20 protein-coding genes and 1 riboswitch are annotated in these 22299 nt (G+C 31.1%); of the genes, 5 read left to right on the forward strand and 15 right to left on the reverse strand.

Annotated features, from left to right (window positions below; genetic code table 11):
* Window positions 1-254 precede the first annotated feature (254 nt).
* On the forward strand, window positions 255-1151 hold the full coding sequence (gene phaZ, locus BUA82_RS11290) for an intracellular short-chain-length polyhydroxyalkanoate depolymerase (RefSeq protein WP_073007982.1): 897 nt from the start codon (window positions 255-257) through the stop codon (window positions 1149-1151).
* A 92-nt stretch (window positions 1152-1243) separates the two neighbouring features.
* Here the strand turns inward: phaZ and BUA82_RS11295 are convergent, their stop codons facing one another.
* Window positions 1244-1573 (reverse strand): hypothetical protein, encoded by a 330-nt coding sequence (locus BUA82_RS11295; protein WP_073007985.1) that lies wholly within the window; start codon window positions 1571-1573, stop codon window positions 1244-1246.
* Between the two features lie 320 nt (window positions 1574-1893).
* Between BUA82_RS11295 and BUA82_RS11300 the strand changes: the two genes are divergently transcribed.
* Complete coding sequence (locus BUA82_RS11300) at window positions 1894-2826, forward strand: 2-oxo acid dehydrogenase subunit E2 (RefSeq protein ID WP_073007988.1); 933 nt, start codon at window positions 1894-1896, stop codon at window positions 2824-2826.
* Between the two features lie 21 nt (window positions 2827-2847).
* Window positions 2848-3972: a glycosyltransferase family 4 protein gene (locus BUA82_RS11305; RefSeq protein WP_242948962.1), complete on the forward strand. Its 1125-nt coding sequence runs from the start codon at window positions 2848-2850 to the stop codon at window positions 3970-3972.
* Between the two features lie 47 nt (window positions 3973-4019).
* On the opposite strand, the gene BUA82_RS11310 is transcribed toward BUA82_RS11305, so the two are convergent.
* The 4 genes from BUA82_RS11310 to BUA82_RS11325 all read right to left on the reverse strand — a co-directional run bounded on the left by BUA82_RS11310 (window position 4020) and on the right by BUA82_RS11325 (window position 7938).
* A complete protein-coding gene (locus BUA82_RS11310; RefSeq protein ID WP_073007992.1) occupies window positions 4020-5084 on the reverse strand; it encodes a pyruvate kinase in 1065 nt (354 codons plus the stop codon).
* Window positions 5085-5254: 170 nt separating this feature from the next.
* Complete coding sequence (locus BUA82_RS11315; RefSeq protein ID WP_073007995.1) at window positions 5255-5881, reverse strand: P-loop nucleotide/nucleoside kinase family protein; 627 nt, start codon at window positions 5879-5881, stop codon at window positions 5255-5257.
* A gap of 84 nt (window positions 5882-5965) precedes the next feature.
* Window positions 5966-7045 (reverse strand): DUF3810 domain-containing protein, encoded by a 1080-nt coding sequence (locus tag BUA82_RS11320; protein WP_073007998.1) that lies wholly within the window; start codon window positions 7043-7045, stop codon window positions 5966-5968.
* 305 nt (window positions 7046-7350) lie between these two features.
* A complete protein-coding gene (locus BUA82_RS11325) occupies window positions 7351-7938 on the reverse strand; it encodes an IS1096 element passenger TnpR family protein (protein ID WP_073008000.1) in 588 nt (195 codons plus the stop codon).
* 257 nt (window positions 7939-8195) lie between these two features.
* On the opposite strand from BUA82_RS11325, the gene BUA82_RS11330 reads away from it, so the two are divergent.
* Window positions 8196-8867: an SOS response-associated peptidase gene (locus BUA82_RS11330; protein WP_073008003.1), complete on the forward strand. Its 672-nt coding sequence runs from the start codon at window positions 8196-8198 to the stop codon at window positions 8865-8867.
* Between the two features lie 98 nt (window positions 8868-8965).
* Here BUA82_RS11330 and BUA82_RS11335 read toward each other — a convergent pair whose 3' ends face one another.
* From BUA82_RS11335 to BUA82_RS11375, 9 genes are all read right to left on the reverse strand, one after another.
* Window positions 8966-10546 (reverse strand): ABC-F family ATP-binding cassette domain-containing protein, encoded by a 1581-nt coding sequence (locus BUA82_RS11335; RefSeq protein ID WP_073008006.1) that lies wholly within the window; start codon window positions 10544-10546, stop codon window positions 8966-8968.
* 102 nt (window positions 10547-10648) lie between these two features.
* Window positions 10649-13207, reverse strand: coding sequence for a magnesium-translocating P-type ATPase (gene mgtA, locus BUA82_RS11340; RefSeq protein ID WP_073008009.1), 2559 nt, complete (start codon window positions 13205-13207; stop codon window positions 10649-10651).
* 194 nt (window positions 13208-13401) lie between these two features.
* A riboswitch (M-box (ykoK) riboswitch) is annotated at window positions 13402-13589 on the reverse strand.
* Between the two features lie 82 nt (window positions 13590-13671).
* A complete protein-coding gene (locus BUA82_RS11345) occupies window positions 13672-14073 on the reverse strand; it encodes a bacteriohemerythrin (protein ID WP_073008012.1) in 402 nt (133 codons plus the stop codon).
* Window positions 14074-14315: 242 nt separating this feature from the next.
* Complete coding sequence (locus BUA82_RS11350) at window positions 14316-14939, reverse strand: ABC-2 transporter permease (protein ID WP_073008015.1); 624 nt, start codon at window positions 14937-14939, stop codon at window positions 14316-14318.
* The gene (locus BUA82_RS11355; RefSeq protein ID WP_073008018.1) at window positions 14936-15796 is read right to left on the reverse strand and encodes an ABC transporter ATP-binding protein; all 861 of its coding nucleotides are present in this window, start codon (window positions 15794-15796) and stop codon (window positions 14936-14938) included. The genes BUA82_RS11350 and BUA82_RS11355 overlap by 4 nt, the downstream gene beginning before the upstream one ends.
* Window positions 15797-15799: 3 nt before the next feature.
* Window positions 15800-16174 carry a GntR family transcriptional regulator gene (locus BUA82_RS11360; protein ID WP_073008021.1) on the reverse strand — a complete coding sequence of 125 codons (375 nt, stop codon included), beginning with the start codon at window positions 16172-16174 and terminating at the stop codon, window positions 15800-15802.
* Window positions 16175-16263: 89 nt separating this feature from the next.
* On the reverse strand, window positions 16264-16887 hold the full coding sequence (locus BUA82_RS11365; RefSeq protein ID WP_073008025.1) for a nucleoside/nucleotide kinase family protein: 624 nt from the start codon (window positions 16885-16887) through the stop codon (window positions 16264-16266).
* Between the two features lie 54 nt (window positions 16888-16941).
* Complete coding sequence (locus tag BUA82_RS11370; RefSeq protein ID WP_073008028.1) at window positions 16942-17745, reverse strand: class I SAM-dependent methyltransferase; 804 nt, start codon at window positions 17743-17745, stop codon at window positions 16942-16944.
* Between the two features lie 52 nt (window positions 17746-17797).
* On the reverse strand, window positions 17798-18778 hold the full coding sequence (locus BUA82_RS11375) for a ribonuclease Z (protein ID WP_073008031.1): 981 nt from the start codon (window positions 18776-18778) through the stop codon (window positions 17798-17800).
* A 296-nt stretch (window positions 18779-19074) separates the two neighbouring features.
* Here BUA82_RS11375 and BUA82_RS11380 point away from each other — a divergent pair, with 296 nt between their 5' ends.
* Window positions 19075-19962 (forward strand): glycerophosphodiester phosphodiesterase, encoded by an 888-nt coding sequence (locus BUA82_RS11380; RefSeq protein WP_073008034.1) that lies wholly within the window; start codon window positions 19075-19077, stop codon window positions 19960-19962.
* A gap of 204 nt (window positions 19963-20166) precedes the next feature.
* Here BUA82_RS11380 and recQ read toward each other — a convergent pair whose 3' ends face one another.
* Complete coding sequence (gene recQ, locus BUA82_RS11385; RefSeq protein WP_242948963.1) at window positions 20167-22293, reverse strand: DNA helicase RecQ; 2127 nt, start codon at window positions 22291-22293, stop codon at window positions 20167-20169.
* Window positions 22294-22299 lie beyond the last annotated feature (6 nt).

Below are 22299 nucleotides of genomic sequence, written 5' to 3' on the forward strand. Positions count from 1 at the left end.
TGTTTTATGTATTCTTATTCTCTTTAGAAGTCTCTATTCCACTGTTCCCCCTTTAATATAGCTATTATTGCTTATTTTCACGCTTAATTATATTACTAGCATTTTCTATGCCAAGTTATAGGAGTATACTTATTTTACGGGGAATATATGGCATTATAATTGCTATATATAAATTAAAAGAATTAAGGCATCGTAAAAAGTAACTAGTCAAAGATACGAAGTATTTTTTGGAGATGCCTAAGGAGGGTATATTTATGAGTCAAGATTTTAAAGTACAATATGTCCATCTCTCTAATGGTGAAACTTACGCTTATCGTGAAGCAGGTAAGGGAGAGGAAATACTTCTTTTAGTTCACGGTAACATGTCATCATCTAAACATTGGGATACTGTTATGGAAAAATTACAGGATAAATATAAAATTTATGCTGTAGATTTAAGAGGTTTTGGATTTTCCAGCTACAGTAACGAAATAAGTTCTTTAAAGGATTTTTCTGAAGATTTGAAGCTATTTGTAGATGCTATAAACATAAAAGGCTTCTATGCTGCTGGCTGGTCTACTGGTGGCGGTGTGGTGATGCAATTTGCAGCAGACTATAAGGATTACGTTAAGAAGATAATATTAGTAGAATCTGTGGGAGTAAAGGGCTATCCTATGTTTAAGAAGGATGAGAAAGGACAACCTATTTTAGGACAATTCTTAAGGAACAAAGAAGAGATAGCAGAAGATCCCATTCAAGTAGCCCCAGTATTACAAGCTCTTAAAAATAGGGATAAAGAGTTTTATAGAGGCTTATGGAATCTGGTGATTTATACTCAAAAGCAGCCATCTCCTGAAAAATATGAAGAGTATTTAGAAGATATGCTCACCCAGAGAAACCTAGTGGATGTTGATTATGCTCTTTTAACTTTTAACATCACCGATGAATTTAATGGGGTTACTCAAGGTACTGGGTCTGTAAAGGATATTAAGTGTCCAGTTTTAATACTTCAAGGAGATAAAGATTATGTGGTTCCTCCATATATGGGAGAAGAAATTGCTAAATATATACCTCATGGGGAGTACGTAGTTTTAAGAGATAGTGGACATTCTCCACTGGTGGATTGTTTAGAAGTCCTTGTGGATAAGATGATAACATTTATAGATAAATAATAAAAAAAGGTTCCTTGCAATATAATATGCCAAGGAACCTTATATTTATTATATGATGACAAATTGCTTATATATTTGTAGTTAGCTCATCTTCATTGTGCTATGTAAATAGATTCAAACATAATACCTTTAATTAAAACAGCTTTATTAGCATCCACACCTTTAAGTTTAATAACCCAAGTTTTAGAACCTAAAAATTTATCACCTTTAAATCTTCCTATGGTTTTGCCAGCTTTAAAATCATCTTTAGTATACTTAGTTCCTTTTTCACCTGCATCTACATATTTAATATTTTCTCCAATTACCATATTATCTTTCCAGGTATACTCCTTTAAACTCATATACCATGAATAAGAGGCCATGATAGCTACTAAAAGAATCAAACATATACCTATGAAAAACTTTTTTGCTACAGCTTTCACCCTTATTCCTCCTAATAAAATATTTAATAGCCTATTTCTTGTGGAATATTATACCAAATAATAAATTACATGTATATACATCACTATCCTCTAAATATATAGTACTGTATTCAATAATTCAACATATTATACAAGCAAATTTTCAAACAATTTTGATTATTTTAATATATTGATAAGATTTTCTATTTTATTTATGATAAATGAAAATACTATCAATATTAAATTATTAATTATATTAATTATTACTTTTATGCATTATAATGTAATTAATTATTCATATAATTTATAAATTTATATTAATTCCTAGGAGGACAACTCATATGGAAACCAACAAAAATATTAATAACCCTATAATCACTGAAGTACCAGCTAAAAAAAAGCCTAGACAAGGTGTGAATTTTAGGAAAGATGGATACCTTTTAAGAAATATAACTTCCATGCAAAAATTACTTCCATATATATTTAAAACCCGTACAGAAAGCTTGGTTTATTCCCCAGAACAAATAGATTTTACTTCAGCAAGGGAATATATAAAAAGAAAAAACAAGGAAAATCCAGGACTTAATCTTGGAACCTTTCACGTGGTTATAGCCGCTCTGGTAAGGACTATGGCTGTATACCCTTATCTTAATAGGTTCATAAGTGGTAAAAAAATTTATGCTAGGAATTATATATCTTTTTCCTTTATAGTACTTAAGAATATAGGAGGAAAAGTGGATGAAACCAATGCAAAACTTTATTTTAATAAAACGGATACCCTCTTTGAAGTTTCTAAAAAAATACAGGAAAACATTGAATATTGCAGATCTAATGCGGCTAAAGACGACGATAAGCTAATGGCTTTTGTATCCAAGCTACCTTCACCCATTATTTCTTTTATAGTGTTTACTCTTAGAAAAATTAACGATTGGGGATTATTGCCTAAAAGTTTTATAGATACAGATCCCTTATTTACCAGCGCCTTTATTTCAAACTTGGGAAGTATAGGCCATGGAGCATTAAATCATCATCTATATGAGTGGGGAAATTCATCAATATTTATAACCATGGGCAACATTAACAAAACCACTGTAACTGATTCAGAAGGAAATACTTCAAATAAAAGCACATTAGACATAGTATTTACCATAGACGAACGTATTGCCTATGGACATTATTTGGTAAAGGCATTAAAACATTTTAAAGCCCTTATGAAACATCCTGAAAAATTAGAACTCCCTCCAGAGGTAATTGTTGAAGATGATGGAATGTAATTAAGAAAGGAAGAATTTTCAATGGGAATTAGATATGCTATGCAGTATTTAAAAACTACCAATGTGCATTTGGTAAAAGATATGGGCATGATACCTTATAAACTGTATAAAAACTATAAATTTGATGCAAAGGTAATATCGTATAAAAACGGAGATTTTCCTTATCTTAACCAAGAGGTTAAGGGATTAAAACTAGATTTTGTAAATAAACTTTTTAAAAGCTTCACTTTAGACGGAGCATTACACCTGTTTAAATATGGGAAAGAAATTGATATACTTCAAGTATTTCACATAACCTTAAGTACTGTAGCTTATATGTATTCCTATAAGTTTAAGAATAAAAAAGGAAAGATATATCTTAAGCTAGATTGCAGCTACAAGCTTATAGAAAGAATAGCTGAACTAAGTAACTTTCAAAGGAAGCTTCTTAATACTATTTTAGATAAGGCTGATTTAATAAGCATTGAGCAGGAGTTTCTTTATTACGAATTAATAAAAATACTTCCAAAGTGCAAGGAAAAACTTATTATACTCCCAAATGGTGTGGATTATAATTATATAGATCATATAGATGTAAAATATAATTATGAAGCTAAGGAAAATATTATATTAACCTCAGCTAGAATAGGTGCCGAAGAAAAAAATACCCCAATGCTGTTAGAAGCTTTCGCAAAGGTTAAAGACGTAGAATATTCAAATTGGAAAGTTGTTTTAGCTGGTCCTGTAGAAGATAGTTTTTATGAATATCTTGATGATTATTTTATTAGATATCCTAATTTAAAAAACAAAATTGAAATAAAAGGAAATATAATTGATAGAAAAAAACTTTATGAGGAATATATGAGAGCAAAGATCTTTTCTCTCACTTCAGATTTTGAAAGCTTTGGAATTTCTTTTATAGAGGCTGCAGCCTATGGAGATATAATAGTCTCTACTGATGTAGGAATAGTAAGAGAAATTGTGGAGCCAACTTATGGAGCTTTAGTTTCCCCAGGTGACATAAAGGCTCTCACTGAAGAATTGGAAAAATATATGTTTAAAAAGGACCTAAGTGTAGAATCTCAATCAGTCTATAATTTGTGTAAAGAAAAATTTAATTGGGACAAAATTATAAAAAAACTCTATAGTCATTTAATAAACCTATAATAAAGAGATCTTTTATCACGGTAAAAGATCTCTTTTTATATTAATACTTATTTCTTTGGCAATTTATTTATATTATCTTGAGAATACTTATTTACCATATTCACCAGGAACTCAAGTGCTTCCTTAGGATATTTTCCTGAAGAAACCTCCCCTGCTAGCATGAAACCATCTACCTTCTTGTCCATGAATCTATATATTTCATTTATTTCTGACAGATATGGAAGTGTACTATTTTTCATAGATTCTAATAAGTAAGTGGCTACAATGAGAGGTTTTGTGCTTCTTTTCATAAAATTTAACACCTGCTGCTCACAGAAATATATATCTAAAGGGTTTACTTCTGCAAATAAATCCCCTCTTCCTAACATTATTCCATCACAATTTTTTACTATATCCCTTAAATTGTTAATTCCTTCTTTACATTCTATCTTTGCCCAAATACAAGGGAGCTTCCCTGATTTAACGTATTTATATACCTGTTTTATATACTTCTTTAACTCTAAAATATTAACGGGATCTATAGTATAGGATAAGCATACTATGTCCACATCATTTTCCATACCAAATATTATGTCTTTCTTATCTTTCAGAGAAAGTTTAATCAATGTTCTGTTAAAGCCTACTGCATTTACTCCCTTTTCTGCTCTTATAATCCCCCCACGCTTAACTAAAGTCTTTATTACTTGAAAATCTTCGCTGTTATTTATTATCTCAAACTCCATAGTTCTATCTTTTATAAGTACTTGTGTAACATTTCTAAAATCAAATTTATTTCCACAACAGGCAATGGGAATAATGTTAAATTCCTCTGCTAAAGCTCTCTTGGAATTATAATAGCTTTCTGTACAAAAATATACTTCTTGGCCTTTTGTAGCTAAAAACTCTTTAGGATATTTAGTAGATATCCTAAGTTTGCTGCCTTGAATATCTTGAATTATTTTAATACCAGGATATTTTTCTTTAAGATATTTAATAAGAGAAGCAGTAAAGGAATACTCCCCTTCTTGAACGTGGGCAAAATTAAATCTTGCTGCAGTCATACCATTTTCAGCAAGTAAATCCAAATCTTCTGCTCTCTTTATATTAGGTCCAATAGAACATATTATATCCATCTCATAAACCACCTTAATATTTATGTTAATAATTTGTAGCATGGTGTACCCAACGCTTTTTCAATATATTCTATGTTTCATGTTATAAGATTATATCCTTTATTAAAATAAAACATTGTATTACAATAGCATAGTTATTGTAATACAATGTTTTTTAATTATAAATATTATTATTCTAAACTTAGTTTTTCTTCAATCCAATGTTCCACCTTTAATAAGGTTTCTTGTAATGAAATATCAGAAGTATTAAGAGTTTCCATAGGGGGATTAGTATAAGGCGCTTTGTTTTTAAACCATTGATTATAAGCAATTTGCGTGTTTATAAATTTATCTGATAAAGGCTTTCTCCAGATTGCTCTTTTATAAAGTCTTTTGCTTATTACCGAATCTTCACATACTAAAGCCAAATAATGTACATTAGAAAAGTACCTTCTTTCTATGCATTCTTCTAACTCTTCTGGCTTAACAGATCCACATAGTATCACTGGCTTACCACCTTGGGATATATTCTTGCAAACCCTAAGCCACATCTCACGATATTCCTTAGTTTTATTAGGTAAATTAAACTCTGGCTTCCATAGTATATCACTTTCCATAAATATCACTTTTTTAAAGTGTTTAGATAACTCTAAACATATGCTGCTTTTTCCTGTACCACTGGCTCCTGTTACTATAAACAAAGGTAGCCTTTCAAACTTATGAGCATATCCACATTCAGGGCATATGGCATAGTTTTTAGTTTTATCTATTATTTTATCGCTACTATATTCACCACATTTAGGACATATATTAAACATAATTTATCACCTACTAGATCTATATGTATTATATTATGTCTATATGAATGAATTATCTATTAAAAATTATTTAGTTTCGGAGTTTTAAGGATTCTTAGCTTTAAACTCTGCCAAAAGTAAGTCTACCATTCTACCATAGCTTTCTACGCCATCACTTTGACCATTAGATTTTAAGTAATTATCATTTACATTATTGGATATCTTTTCTATTTTACCTTCATACTTTTCCCAAAACTCACTTTGATATTTAAGATCCCTTTTTACTCCTGGGGATAGTTTACTAGCTATTTTTTTGTAATCCTCCATATTTTTATCTGCCAAAGCATTAATAGAATGTACTAGGGCAAGCATTACCCCTGAATATTTAAAATCATTATCTGGATGAAGTGTGCATGTAAGGTACGCAATATAGTTTGCTTCATCTTCTCTAGCAAAGCCTCTTTGATGTGCCATTTCATGGGTAGCAGTACTAGGTATCATAAACTCAGGAGAGTTAACATTTACATTTGCTTCACCAGTATAGGGCATGTATACACCCCCTATGCCTGTATAACTCATTTTAGGAGAAGAAAGAATTACTTTAGGATGAGCATACTTTCCCGCGAAAACCGGAAAAATATCTGATGCTGCACTATATCCCTTGTATGCTCTTATAAATGCTTCTTTATATCCTTTTGGTAATATAGTTACCCCTTGAGAATTTTCTTGTACTTTTTCTCTTAATAAGCTTGCTTTACTAGCAAGATCTTCACATAAGGCATACAAATCTTTTTCTGAGGACTTTTCAACTTTAACATTTATTATTTTATCCAAAGACATTCTATTATAATTAAACCCCCAAAGTACCATAAATAGTACATATAACACAGAAAGAAATACTCCTAGATTTAATAAATCCTTCAAGAAGTTTCGTTTAATTATAGATATTAGTACCTTTATAACTAAAATTACAAGCATTATTACTAATATATAAAAAAGTATTTCCCCTAGAGAAAATTTCACTAAACCAGATAAGGAATTTAAGGCTTCTCTTATATATTTGTTTATATATGTAGAATAGTACTTCTCAACAAATCCCGGAAACCTTCTAGTAATAATGTTTAGTATTATTGTTAAAGGAGTTAATAATATAATTATTAATTTTACTTTAGTGCTTTTCTTCATTATTTGCTCTCCCCCTATAATCATGCACATATATTATTCTTATATTATATAATTAATTCGGTTTTTTGTATTGCATATTATCAGAGGATTCTTATGTATCAAGTGATTCTTTGCTTCAGAGGTCGTTTTCTTAAAAGGAATACCTACTCCAACTGAAGCTTAGAAGAACTTATCCAGGAGCTTAGCACCCCTTATCCCACCACTTAAAGAAATGGGGGTATTAGGGGCGGTTATCTATGGGATAAATTATAAAAAACAGTAGCTATCCAAAAGGATAAGTACTGTTTTGAAGTTTAAGCTATGTGTTAAATAAAATTGTTAGATAGATTCTCATTTATAAGTCGTGTGTTGTAGTTATTTACACATAAACCATTATATTTTTTCAGCTCACAATCTTCTTCTTCCATATCATTTAATGGTGCTAATTTTTTATTATCAAAATACCTTTTACCATTACATTTACAAGAAATAGAATAATAATTATATATATCCTCAGCTTCCTCCGGAGGTGATGCATGCTGTCCATCAACACACTTTATCTCTTTAATGTCTTTACTCGTTATTCGTTGCCATGAAATATTCACTTCCCAGCTTTGGTTATAGATATATTTGCAGCTACTATAATCATTAATAACCTTCTTTATAGGAACTTTAATATCTAGTACATTTTTACATAGGGAAAGTACCTTGGCTCCCTCTTTTCTGGTATCACAGACTTCAAGTTCTTCATTAAAGAAAAAACCATAGTCTTTTTTATTAGTCCATGAAAAAATTGCTTGTATAATCTTATGCATTTCATAAAAATTAATATTAGCAGGAACCTCAAGGTTTCTCCATATAGAAGGAAATGAATCTTCAATGGTAAAGGTTATATTATATCCACTATATTTCATAATAATCTACCTCATCAAGTGATTCTTAGCTTCAGATGGAGTTTGCTTAAAAGGAATACTTACTCCAACTGAAGCTTAGAAGAACTTATCCAGGAGCTTAGCGCCCCTTATTCCACCACTTAAAGAAGTGGTGGGATTAGGGGCGGTTGCTATCGGATAAATTTATGTTAAAATAAATTAAGTTTAAATCTCTATTTATTATTTTTGACTAAATATTATAAATTAATACAACTATTTCTTTAGATAGGAGGATTAGTATGTGCGGACGGTTTCAACTTGATTTTACTTTAGAGGATTTAGAAAGATATTATAAGCTTATGGATGAACTAAAAGAAAGGGAAAATGGAACAAAAGATACTAGGATAAGTAATTTTCTTGAAGAAGTAAATAAATCTAAAATAAGCCAAGAGGATATTTTATCTATTCAAGGAGTAAGATACCCTGATAACAGTTCTTTAATTGTTACCAATGAGTCTTTAAAGTTAATAAAATGGGGGTTTCCTTTCAATAAAAAGCTAATTATTAATGCTCGGGGGGAAAGTATTTTTGAAAAAAGAATGTTTTCCAAATCTGTATTATCACGAAGATGCTTAATACCTGCAAATATGTTTTTTGAATGGAAGGATAAGAATAAGTATGAAATAAAACTTAAAGAAGAAAAACTATTTTCCATGGCAGGGATATATAATGTTTTTCACAATGAGGATGGCTCATTACAAGAAAGGTACCTTATTATTACCACTGAAGCTAATGACGAAATGAAGCTTATTCATCATAGAATGCCTGTAATAATACCTAGCTACCTGGAAAAAGACTATTTAAATCCTCATTCCTCACCAAAGGAAATAATGGATATGATAAAGCCTTATAAAAAAGGAGACTTACTCATTAATTCTTTGAGTAACCATGAGCAGCTTAAGCTATTCTAAAAAAATATTAACAAATAATGCCATAGCCCCTGGGGTGCTTCCAAAAGAAGGAAGCACCCCAGGGGCTATGGCATTTATTTACATTTATATACTGATTATTATTTAGTTTCAAGATACTCATCATAGGAACATTTTTTGTCTACCATTCCTTGAGGAGTTAATTCTATAATCCTATTGGCCACAGTTTGTACAAATTGATGGTCATGACAGGCAAATAGAACTACGCTTTTAAAGTCTATAAGACCATTGTTTACTGCTGTGATGGATTCAAGATCTAGATGGTTTGTTGGCTGGTCTAAAATAAGGATGTTTGCTGAGCTTAGCATCATTCTTGAAAGCATGCAACGAACTTTTTCTCCTCCTGAAAGCACCTTTGCTTCTTTAAGGGCCTCTTCTCCTGAGAATAGCATTCTTCCAAGGAAGCCTCTTAAATAGCTTTCTGTTTGATCCTCTGAATATTGACGTAACCAATCCACTAAAGTAAGATCGCTATTTTCAAAGTACTGGGTATTATCCTGTGGAAAATAAGCTTGTGAAGTGGTAATACCCCACTTAAAGCTTCCTTCATCAGCTTCCATTTCTCCAGTAAGTATCTTAAACAATGTAGTTATAGATATTTCATTACCTACAAAGGCAATTTTATCTTCTCTTCCTACCATAAAGCTAACATTATCTAAAACCTTAACACCATCCATGGTTTTTGAAATACCTTCTACAGTTAATATATCATTTCCTACTTCTCTAGCAGGTTTAAATCCTACAAAAGGATATCTTCTGCTGGAAGGCTGAATGTCATCTAGGGTAATTTTATCTAAAAGCTTCTTTCTGGAAGTAGCTTGCTTAGATTTGGATGCATTAGCACTAAATCTTGCAATAAAGTTTTGAAGATCTTTAATTTTTTCTTCCTTCTTTTTATTTTGATCTTTGGACATTTGTAATGCTAATTGACTTGATTCATACCAAAAATCATAGTTACCAACATATAGTTTGATTTTTCCAAAGTCTACATCACAAATATGAGTACATACCATATTCAAGAAATGTCTATCATGGGACACTACTATAACAGTACCTTCAAAATCTGCCAAGAAGTTTTCCAGCCAAGTAATTGACTTTACATCTAAGTTATTGGTAGGCTCGTCTAAAATAAGCACTCCTGGCCTTCCAAATAAAGCTTGAGCTAAAAGTACCTTTACCTTTTCTGAACCATTTAATTCTCCCACATTTTTATAATGCAAATCAGTGGTGATGCCTAACCCTTGAAGTAGTGAAGATGCTTCTGCTTCTGCTTCCCAACCATTTAATTCTGCAAATTCTCCTTCTAACTCAGCAGCTCTTATTCCATCTTCATCGCTGAAATCGGACTTTGCGTATATTTCATCCTTTTCTTTCATTATCTCAAATAGTCTTTCATTTCCCCTAATAACAGTACTTAGCACATCACATTCATCATATTTAAAGTGATCTTGCTTAAGCACTGAAAGTCTTGTGTTTGGTGCTAAGGATACCTCCCCTGTATTAGGTTCAATTTCTCCAGATAAAATTTTTAAGAAAGTAGATTTTCCTGCTCCATTAGCTCCTATTACTCCATAACAATTTCCTGGTGTGAATTTTAAATTAACATCTTCAAAAAGTTTTCTTCCGCCATATCTTAAACTAATATTATTTACTGTAATCATTAAAAATATTTCCCTCTCTTTAGTACTTAAATTTGTGCTTAGACTTTAATGCACACAATTCTACATTATATCACATACATGCCTATTTATGAATATCTTATTTTATTTCACATCATACTTCTTTATATACCAAGTTTTAATTAACTGAGTTAATATCACATAGCAAAGTAATGTGAGTATTAATAGTGGGTAATAAAGTCCTGGTAATTTAACGAATCCAAAAAAGCTACCTAGTGGTGAGTTTACTAACAACACTCCTGCCAAAATGATTAGGGTAGAGGTTATCATCAAAGGTTTGCTTGCGGTGCTTTGTATAAATGGTATTTTATTTGTTCTTATAACATGAATTATTAAAGTTTGGGTAAATAATGATTCTAAGAACCATCCAGTTTGAAACAAAGGTGCATTATTCCAAGCTTTAAATACAAATAACATAATAAAATAGGTAGTATAATCGAAAATGGAGCTTATAGGTCCTATAAAAGTTATATATCTTTTAATATCATTTATTTCCCACTTTCTTGGTTTTTGTATCCATTCTTCGTCTACAGTATCAGTAGGAATAGCTGTTTGAGATATATCATATAACAGATTATTTGTTAATACTTGTAAAGGCATCATGGGTAAAAAAGGAACAAATATACTAGCACCCAAAACGCTGAACATATTACCAAAGTTTGAGCTAGCTGTCATCTTAATATACTTAATGATATTTCCAAATACTCTTCTTCCTTCTAGAACTCCCTCTTCCAGTACTAATAAGCTGTTTTCTAAAAGGATTATATCTGAGGATTCTTTAGCAATATCTACAGCGGTATCTACAGATATACCTACATCCGCTGTTTTTAAAGCAGGTGCATCATTGATTCCATCACCCATAAATCCAACCACATGATCTCTGCTTTGTAGTGATTTTATTATTCTCTCTTTATGCATGGGTGAAAGTTTTGCAAACACAGTGGTTTTTTCAGCTGCCTCTCCTAACTCTTCATCAGTCATATTCTCAATGTCACTACCTAGTAACATTGAATCTATAGGAAGGTTTACTTCCTTACAAATCTTTTTAGTTACTATTTCATTATCACCAGTTAATACTTTTACATCCACATTATATTTATGAAATTTTGAAATTGCCTCTGCAGAGGTTTCCTTTGGAGGATCTAGGAATGCCATAAATCCTAATAATGTAAGCTGGCTTTCATCTTGAAGGGTATATTCCTTTTTATAATCCTTAGAAACTTTATACGCTATAGCAATAACTCTATATCCTTCTTTGTTTAAATCCTTAACTATTTTTTCTATTTCTTTTGTCATCTTCCCTACAAAGGGTTCGGTACCTTCTTTTGTTTCATATTTATTACATAAGCTTAAAACTTCCTCCACTGCACCTTTGCATATTAAAACATCTTCCATCCTTTTATTTCTTACTACTACAGACATTCTCTTTCTTATGAAATCAAAAGGAATTTCATCGATCTTTTCATACTTATGAGCGATGTTAAAGTCTTCTCCATCGCTGCCATGTTCTAGGATTGCAGTGTCCATAAGGTTTTTAAGTCCGGTTTGATAGAAGCTATTAATGTATCCATACTTTAATACTCTTTCACTTTCTACTCCATAAATATTTAAATATTTTTGTAGTATAACTTTCCCACAAGTTATGGTACCAGTCTTATCTGTACAAAGTACATCCATGGCTCCAAAGTTTTGAATAGCATTTAGCTTTTTTACAATAACCTTTTGCTTTGAAAGTGATATAGCTCCTTTAGATAGGTTAACAGTTACTATCATAGGAAGCATTTCTGGGGTAAGCCCTACTGCCACAGCAATAGCAAATAAAAAGGCTTGCCACCAGTCACCTTTTGCAAAACCATTTATTAAAAAAACTACAGGAGAGAGTATAAATATAAACTTTATCATTAACCAAGTAAACCTATTTACCCCTTTGTCGAAGCTTGTAGTTGGTCTTTCTGCTACTAGCTTGCTGCTTAACTGTCCAAAATAAGTTTTACTGCCTGTGGTAGTTACTACCGCTATAGCAGTACCGCTTTCTACGTTGGATCCCATAAAACATAAATTGGGGTTATCTAATGGATTTTTATAGTCTTTAGCTGTAATTATTTTTTCTACAGGTAGAGATTCTCCTGTAAGCGCTGATTGATTTATAAATAAATCCTTAGAGGATACAATTTGAACATCTGCAGGTATCATATCTCCCGAAGAAAGATGAATTATATCCCCTGGCACCAAATTCTTAAGTGGTATTTCTTTTTTTGCATCATCACGTATTACAGTGGCAGTGGTGCTTACCATAGCCTTTAATTGTTCTGCTGAATTATCTGCTTTAACCTCTTGTATAAATTTTAGTATCACACCTAAAGACAGCATTGCCAGCATAACTATAGCGCCTCTTAAATCTCCAGTAAAATAGGAAATAGAAGCCAATACTGCTAATAGGATTACTAGCGGATTTTTGAGATTTTCTAAAAATCTAACCATAGGAGATTTTTTCTTTTCGCTTTCCAGCTGATTTAGGCCATATTTTTCTAACCTTTCTTCTGCTTCAACTTCAGTTAATCCATTTACGCTGGTGTTTAGTCTTTCCAAAACTGGTTTGATAATATCTTCTTCGAAGTTGTTAATTAATGCTTTTAAAACCATAGCAATGACCTCCTTTTAGTCACTGCCCTTCTTAAAGTGATTAGCCCAAAGAACAGCAATGACGTTTTTATATTCAATTGTGTACGTACTACCAGGGCTGTCTTCCATGCCAACCACCTCCAACTTCTATAATTTTTAAAATAAATAAAACTCTTCATTTCAACAAATGAAGAGTTTTTTACGCAACAAAAAAACGCTGTCTTCATTCGTTGAGCTTTAGCACTAAATAGCTTTGAGCATAAGCATTCATATTACTATGAATGTTGTCAGCTACATTAAGTAAAACCTTAATTCGGCAGTACCTGCTGACCCATTGGCGTCTCTCGACATTTCTGGGCAGTAGCGTATATCTATATAGTAACCTCACCTAACGACAAATTTATAAAATTGTTTTAATACCACTTAAAGAATACCCTAAATAATATTATTTGTAAATATTTTTTATAAAAAATATAACCAACCTTTTAAGTTATAGAACCTTCATTAATTACCTTATCTCTTACTAGTATATGCTCATCTATCCATTTGTACACAAAATCTAATATTTCTAGTATAGAAGAATTTTGATGTAAATCTATCTTATCAATATCCACTTCATTTATTTTATTTATGAAATTAATGTGCTCTACTTTATGAGAGAAAAACCCTTTATAACCAGACTCCATCATATACTTTTCTTCACATTCAAAATGATACATTGTATAATCTTTCAACTCAGTAAGTATAGATACTATATCATCATACTTATCTAATCTCATCTTATCTTTCAAAAGTTTGAAAGCTTTATCACCAATCCTGAATAATTCTTTATGCTGGTCATCAATTAAAGGTACTCCTACCTTATAATCATCTTTCCAAATAAACATCCCTCTACCCCCATCTTGTTAAATATTCTTCTCTGTTCATTAAAGATACTACTTGAAACTCTTAATTTTTTAAAATAGTAGTAAAAATCAACATTATTTTTATTATACATTATCAAATAATTACCCTATTTTTCAACATATTTATTAAAATTTTATTGATATTATATAGATTTTAACATTCTTAACTTATTCATAACAATAAAAAGCTACCTTAAGTAGCTTTTACTTTAAAATATTAACCTCTACATATCCTTTTTTTTGTAGATATTATAGGATATAAAAGCTGATACCATCATTACTGCAATGACTATTATAGGAGACATTTTTAACAAGAACATTAATTGGTCTTCTGAAGGTTTCGCAATTCCTAACTTACTAAGTAAAACTAATAATAATGTAGGTATTGCAAAAACCGCCATTATCATAATTCTGCTTTTTTCTACGCCAAACTTATATAGTAGAGGCATTAAAACACTTATGAAAATAATAGCTACTGCACTTGAAGAATAGGTTTGAAGTAATAATTCCCATAGATTTACCGAGCTTTTAATATTACTTATTACAAAAACTATAACAAAAGATAGTGCTGCTCCCAAAACTATAAAAATTATAGAAAGAAGATATTTACTCATAACCATGTCTTTTCTAGAAATAGGTAAAGATAAAGCATATTTATCCCATTTTGCAAGGTCATCATAGGAAAAAGAAGAAATGGACATCATAGTCATAAGTAAAACTATCATTCCACCTAAGAATCCTGCATCATTAATTGTATAAGCAAATATTCCATAAAAAGCAACAATTAATAGTATTGAACGTCCATAATTTTTTAAATTAAGAATATCCTTTATAATTAACCCCTTCATATCAATTCACCTCTTACATAAAATAGCATTAAATCTTCTATACTAATATTATCAACAATAAAATCCTTGTATTTTTTCTTAATTTCATTTTTTTTATTTACTAGCACTTCATATCCAAATTGGCTTTTTCTATGTGCAACCATATAAGTTTTATCAATTTTCTTAAAATCATTTAAACCGCATTTTAGTACTCCATAATTATAAATAATATCATCTTTTGAATTACTAAAAACTATTTTCCCTTGATTAATAAATGTTATATAGTCTGCAATTTTCTCTAAATCACTGGTTATATGAGAGGAAATAAGTATAGAATGATCTTCATCTTGAATAAAATCTAGAAAAACATCTAATATTTCATTTCTCATCACAGGATCAAGTCCACTTGTTGCTTCATCAAGTATTAGGAGTTTTGGATTATGGGATAATGCTGTTGCAATGGAAAGCTTCATCTTCATTCCTTTAGAAAACTCTTTAATAATTTTATTTTCAGGTAACTTAAATCTATTTATATAATAATTAAAAAGCTTACCATCCCAATTACTAAAAACATCCTTCATTATTTTAGAAATATCCCTAGGTTTTAAGTTATCGTGAAAATAGCTTTCATCAAATACAACGCCAATTTGCTCCTTAATTTGCTTTTCATGCTTTATATTATTTAGTCCTAAAACTTCAATACTACCACTATCTATTTTAATTAAATTCAATATAGCTTTTATAGTAGTAGTCTTTCCAGCGCCGTTTTCCCCTACAAAACCCATTATGCTTCCCTTTGGTAAGCAAAAACTTACATTATTAAGTTTAAACCCTTCGTAGGACTTGCATACATTTTTAAGTTCCATTATATTATCCAACGTTTATTCCCCCTTATATAATAAAGTTAATATATCTACTAATTCACTAAGGACTATACCGCTGCTCTTTGAAATATCTACCGCCTTTTGTAAGTACTCTTCCGCCATGCGTAAATGCTCTTCTTTGATAAATTCTAAATTTTTGGAGGCAACAAAACTCCCTTTTCCTGTTACGGTTTCGATAAACCCATCACGCTCTAACTCTTCATAAGCTCGTTTTGTAGTTATAACGCTTATTCTGAGCTCTTTAGCTAGAAGCCTCATAGAAGGCAGCATCTCACCTTCAGATAAAGTTCCATTAATTATCATATTTTTTATTTGTGATGTGATTTGTTCATAAATTGGTTTTCCGCTAGAATTGCTAATTATTATATCCAAGACATCACCTCTAATCAAATAGTGTATATATACTATATATACACTATAACACCCTAAAGTAAAAAAAGTCAATAAAAAAACTCGAAAGTTTAAACTTTCGAGAAATTAATTTTTTTAACTTTTTTTCTTAAGTCTTCTAATGTACCGTTATTTTCTAAAACACAATCTGCTTTTTTAACTATATCAGCTACATTTTTTTCGGTATTATGATTAGGGTCTGATTTCTTTGCTACTTCTTCCCCATCACGAAGGATAAGCCTATTCATTCTTAAATCCTTATCTGTCTTTATGCCAACTATCATAAAACCTATGGATTTCCAATAATCATAATCATCATAGGTTCTGCCTCCCACAATCATAGGAATAAACTCATTACTAACTAGATTTAAATTGAAGCTTATGTCTTCTATTTCATTTTCTAAGGTTACTTCTCTTAGCTCCCCTTTTGAGTAATCACTAAACATTTTACTTAAGCAATATTTATTTAATATATTATTATCTATCTCACGAAGTTTATCCGCAATACTTTGATAAAATCCTCTTTCTTTCCCCTTCCACTGCGGTGAAACCCTTAATATTGGTTTCATAGATCGAATAAGGTCTCCCAGTCCATATTTCTTTATTCCTGGGTGTTCTTCAATTATCATATCCGCAAGGGTATCCTTTCCAGAACCCATTTCACCAAATATTATAATTCCATTATATTCTTCCATAGTATCCCTCCTTATAGGAAATTAACTAAAGTTAAACTTGATATTCGTACATTATTATTTTTTTACTACAATATGAAGATGTTCTGAACTATCTCTATACTGAGCTAATTCACAATTCTGTGAAGAGGCTTTTAAAAAATTCTCATATGCCTTTGAATTTTCCATAGCTAAATTTGCAATTTGAGTTCTCAAGCCTGATAAAAATCCCTCTGCTGCTGCATAACTAATAATATTAAAACCTGCCTTTTTAACTTCCTCTAAAGCATGCTCAGGTGTAGTAAAATAAGTTTCAGTAAAACTTTCTTCTGCAGAAAACTTCAAATCTCCTTTTAAATACCTTGAAAAATGATTTTCATCTTCAAATACCTCTGGAAATTCCTCAACAGCTGCTCTTAAACATCCCCAGCTGTTTATATAAGATATTAAAGCGGTACCTCCCTCTTTAAGCATTCTATAAACATCCTCCAATACCTTTAATCTAAGATTTTCATGGTGAATATGATATAAAGGACCCATAAGCAATACTCCATCAAAGTAGCTGTCTTGAAAATCACCTAAATCTGTGGCACTCTTACAATAGTATCCTTGGGCTTTTAAACCTGCTTCTGTAATTTTATCTTTTGCAATATTAAGCTCATTAATGGATATATCTAGAAGTGAAACTTCATAACCATTTTTTAAAAGCTCTAAGGAATATCTTCCTGGCCCTGAACCTATATCTAATATTTTGCCTTCACTAGGAAAGTACTTCTTAATTAAATAATTTGTACTCTCAAACTCTACTCTAGAATATGGATTACTTAATCTATTCCATTCTCTTTCTGCTTCCCTATCATAATATTCTCTAACCACATCCATCCCGTCTCCCCCTTTAAATTATAAAATTATTTAATAATTATTATATCATCCTTTAATCCAAAAACTTCAAAGTTTTTATCATTCTGTCTTTACCTATTATAATATTTTTATAAATATTTTTAGCATTATTCACATATTCCTCTGGCTCTGTCATAGCAGGACTAAAATGAGTAAGTATAAGTTCTTTTACATTTCCATCATAAGCAAGCTTTGCAGCTTCACTAAAGGTCATATGCTTATTTTTTATTGCCTTATGCAGGTCCTCATCACTACCATAGGTACCCTCACAAATGAATAAATCGCTGTTTTTTATAAAATTCACTATAGAGTTAAGAGGCCTAGTATCTGTAATATAACTAAGCTTTATTCCATTCCTGCCTCTTCCCAATACCATAGATGGATTATATTGTATACCTTCATACTCAATATCCTGTCCCTTTTGAAGATTATTCCATAAACATTTCGGTACATTGTTAGTTTCTGCTTTTTCCATATCAAATTTTTGTCTTCTGTTAATATAGAAGCTATAACCTAAACAAGGGGCTGAGTGTTCTAAAGGTAATGTAGATATTATTAATTCTCCTTTTATTAAGGAATTAGAATTATTTTCTGTAGTGTCTTCTTCTAATGCTATAGGATATAACAATTCCTCTAGAAAGTTAAATGCAATTTCCTTAATGGGATTTTCTATAAGGTTTATATCATAAGGAAGGTAGGGTACTATTACTCTAAGGCCTCTAATAATCTCTCTTATACCTTCAGGGCCAATTATAGTTACAGGTTCTGTCCTACCGCTATTGCCAATAGTGGCTAAAAGTCCTGGTAAGCCTACGGTATGATCTCCATGACCATGAGTTATAGCTATTACATCAATGGACTTAAATCCCCAACCCAGCATTTTCATAGACACTTGAGTCCCTTCGCCACAATCTATTAATATTTTTCTTCCTCTATAGTTTATAAGCAATGCTGAGAGAAACCTATTTGGCATAGGCATGCCTCCACCACATCCAAGTAAGGCTAAATCAACCAAAACAAACCCCTCCTAACAATTGTGAATTTAGAATTTAAAATGAAGGAGGAAACTCACAGAGTTTCTTAGTGTATAATTACGAAATTCCTAAAGGAACTTAAAAGTTAATCATTGTAGTTTTTCTGATGCTTTCTCAGAAAAACATCCTTCATTCTCAATTCTAAATTTTAAATTAAAAATATATTTCCTTCTCAAAAATAATGTGCTAGTATATAGTGGACAAGTTCATATAATCTTTAAAGTTTGTTTTAAAAAAATTTTCATTTATAGATAATCTATATAAAATGGGGTGTGTGATGAAGAAATATTTATGGTTTATTTCTTTGACTTTCTTAAGTTTATTAATTTTAATACTTATATATACAGTGTACAATTCAAACTCCTCTAAAATCTTAACTTCTTTTGCCACTACTAGAAAAGAGAAATCTTCAAAGTCTAAACATATTAAATTCCTAAGTTCCACCAATAATTCCATAAGTTTTATAGATTATGGTCCTTATGCTGCTCACAGAGGTGAGGTGTCAAAACTTCCTGAAAATTCTTTAGAAGCCTTTAGAAGCTCTAAAAAAATGGGCTTTAAGGTAGTTGAGACAGATCTGCGTTTAACCAAAGATAAAAAATGGATACTAATGCATGATTACACTTTGGATAGAACTACCACAGGAAAAGGTGTGTTAAGTACTTTAAAGCTTCAAGATATAAGAAAGATTAAACTTAAAAGCAATTCAACTCAAGCCTACAGAATTCCAACTTTAGAGGAATTCTTGAAACTCTGTAGTGAAGAAAAGCTAATTCCTATACTAGACGTAAAATTAGGACCTGATGAAATCTCTGAACAGGACTATAAGGCTATTATATCTAATTTAACTAAATATAATATTCTTAATAAAAGTATAATATGTTCCAATCATAGAGATGTACTTGCCTATGTAAGAAGCCTAGATTCGGAAACACCTCTTGCTGTGATGATGGATATAAATGAGGAAAGTCTTAATTTTGTTAAGGAATTAGGCAATGCTTTTATTTACTATAACTATAAGAGCATAACTCCTGAAAAGATAGCGCTTATGAAAAAGAATAATATTAAGTATGCTGTGTGGACAGTGGACAACCTCGAAGATGCCAAATACTTCAAAGAACAAGGTTCTATGTTTATTGTGACAGACGAACTGGGACCGAATTGAAATTCGGTAATTGAGAATTTAAAATTTAGAATGTAGGAAGAAACTCACAGATTTTCTAATAATATAAGGTGAAATCTCCTAAAGGATTTCATCTTTTCCATATATTGTAGTTTTTCTGATGCTTTTTCAGAAAAACCTCCCCTTCATTTTAAATTCTCAATTCTAAATTTTAAATTATTTTCTCCCCCTGTCACCATCTCTAAATTACTTCGTCTCCTGTTTTAGTATAACTGCTTTTATTGCCCTGTATTCAATATCCTCGGGAAGCATTTCTTTTATAGGCTTGAGCTTTTCAGCTCCTATTTCCTTTATAACCTTTAATATTTCTTCTTCTCTTCCTTCTGGAATGAACTCGTCTAAATCTATGTCCATGCCCTCTGAAGCACATTGAAATATGTGGTTTTCAATGGTAAGTGGTGTTAACTCTCTTTCCTTGGCAATTTCATTTAGTGAAAGCCCTTGTTTATATAGATCATAGGTTATTTGCTGAGTTTTCACCTTAGTTTTTTCTATTATAATATTATCTTTAAGTTCTGGTAATTCCTGTGAAATTATATTGTTTTCTTTCATATAGTTTTCAATAACCTGAATAAATCTATCTCCATATCTTTCGTACTTCCTATCTCCCACACCTTTAATATTTAAGAACTTTTCTCTACTATTTGGCATTCTTAAGGCAAGTTCTTTTAAAGTGGCATCAGGGAAAATGATATATGGAGGTACTTTAAGTTCTTCAGAAATATTCTTTCTTAAAGCTTTCAAATCAGCTAATAGTGCATTATCTTCCTGTTTAACTTCTACTACTCTTCTCATGGCTAGAATTACAGGTTCTTTTCCTTTTAAAGCATTAGCTGCCCTAGGAGTTAGCTTAAGCACAGGGTATTCACCGTTAGTAACAAAAATATACCCGTCGGCAATAAGCTTATTCATAAGTTCCTCTATATATTTTCTGTCATATTCCTGCATCAAACCATAAGTAGAAATCTTATCTAGGGAAAATTTAAGAATTCTTTGATTCCTTGAGCCCTTTAAAATATCTACTATAGTATTAATGCCATATCTTTCTCTTACCCTATAAATACTAGAGAAAATCATTTGAGCTTCTAAAGTTGTATCTATCTTCTCGGTTTCATCATTGCATATGCTGCAATTACCACAGTAATCCTGTGTATAATCTTCACCAAAATAGTTTAATATATATTTTCTGAGACACTGTGAAGTATAAGAGTAGTCTACCATAGTCCTTAAATTAGTATATTCTTTGTCTTTTTTTTCAGGCGATAAGGTAGTGGTTTCAATTAAATATCTTTGAGTTTGCACATCCCCTGAATTATATAAAAGTATACATTCAGAAGGCTCACCATCTCTTCCAGCACGCCCAGCCTCTTGATAGTAGGCTTCAAGATTTTTAGGCATGTTATAGTGAATTACATATCTTATGTTAGATTTATCTATGCCCATACCAAAGGCATTGGTAGCCACCATTATATGAAGATTATCAAACATAAATTCTTCCTGCATAGTCCTTCTCATTTCTTCTTTAAGACCAGCATGATATAAGCCAACCTTATATTTATCCTTAAGCAAGGTATAAAGATGCTCCGTTTCTCTTCTGGTAGCTGCAAATATAATTCCGCTTTCTTCTGGTCTATCCTTCAGATACTCTTTAATAAAGTTATCTTTATTTTCTCCTTTAAACACTTTAAAGGTTAAGTTTTCTCTGTTAAACCCTGTAAAATGCACCTTTGGATTATTAAGTCCCAAAAGATTTATTATATCCTCTTTAACCTCGGGGGTAGCTGTAGCTGTACAAGCCAGAATTCTTGGTCTGTTTTCTAATAGGTTAATAAAACTTCTTATTTTCCTATAGCTAGGTCTAAAATCATGTCCCCATTTAGATACGCAATGGGCCTCATCTATGGCTATAAAAGAAATATCCATACACATAAGCTCATGAGCAAACTTTTCAGACTCCAATCTTTCTGGAGCCACGTATAACATCTTACATTCTCCGTTATAAACCTTCAGCAAATTCTCATCAATCTGTTTTTCTGTAAGGCTGCTGTTAATATATACAGCATTGATACCCATTTCATTTAAGGAGTCTATTTGATCCTTCATTAAAGATATCAAAGGTGATATAACTACGGTAAGACCTGGAAGCATCATAGCAGGAATCTGATAAATAAGAGACTTTCCTCCCCCTGTAGGCATTATTACAAAGGTGTCCTTACCTTCCATTAAATTTTCAATGGCTTCCTTTTGACCTTTTCTAAAACTATCATACCCAAAATATTTTTTTAAAATAGTTAAAGCTTTATCCATCCACATTTTCAT

This window comes from Clostridium amylolyticum (assembly GCF_900142075.1).
In the GTDB taxonomy this organism is placed as follows: Bacteria; Bacillota; Clostridia; order Clostridiales; family Clostridiaceae; genus Clostridium_AA; species Clostridium_AA amylolyticum.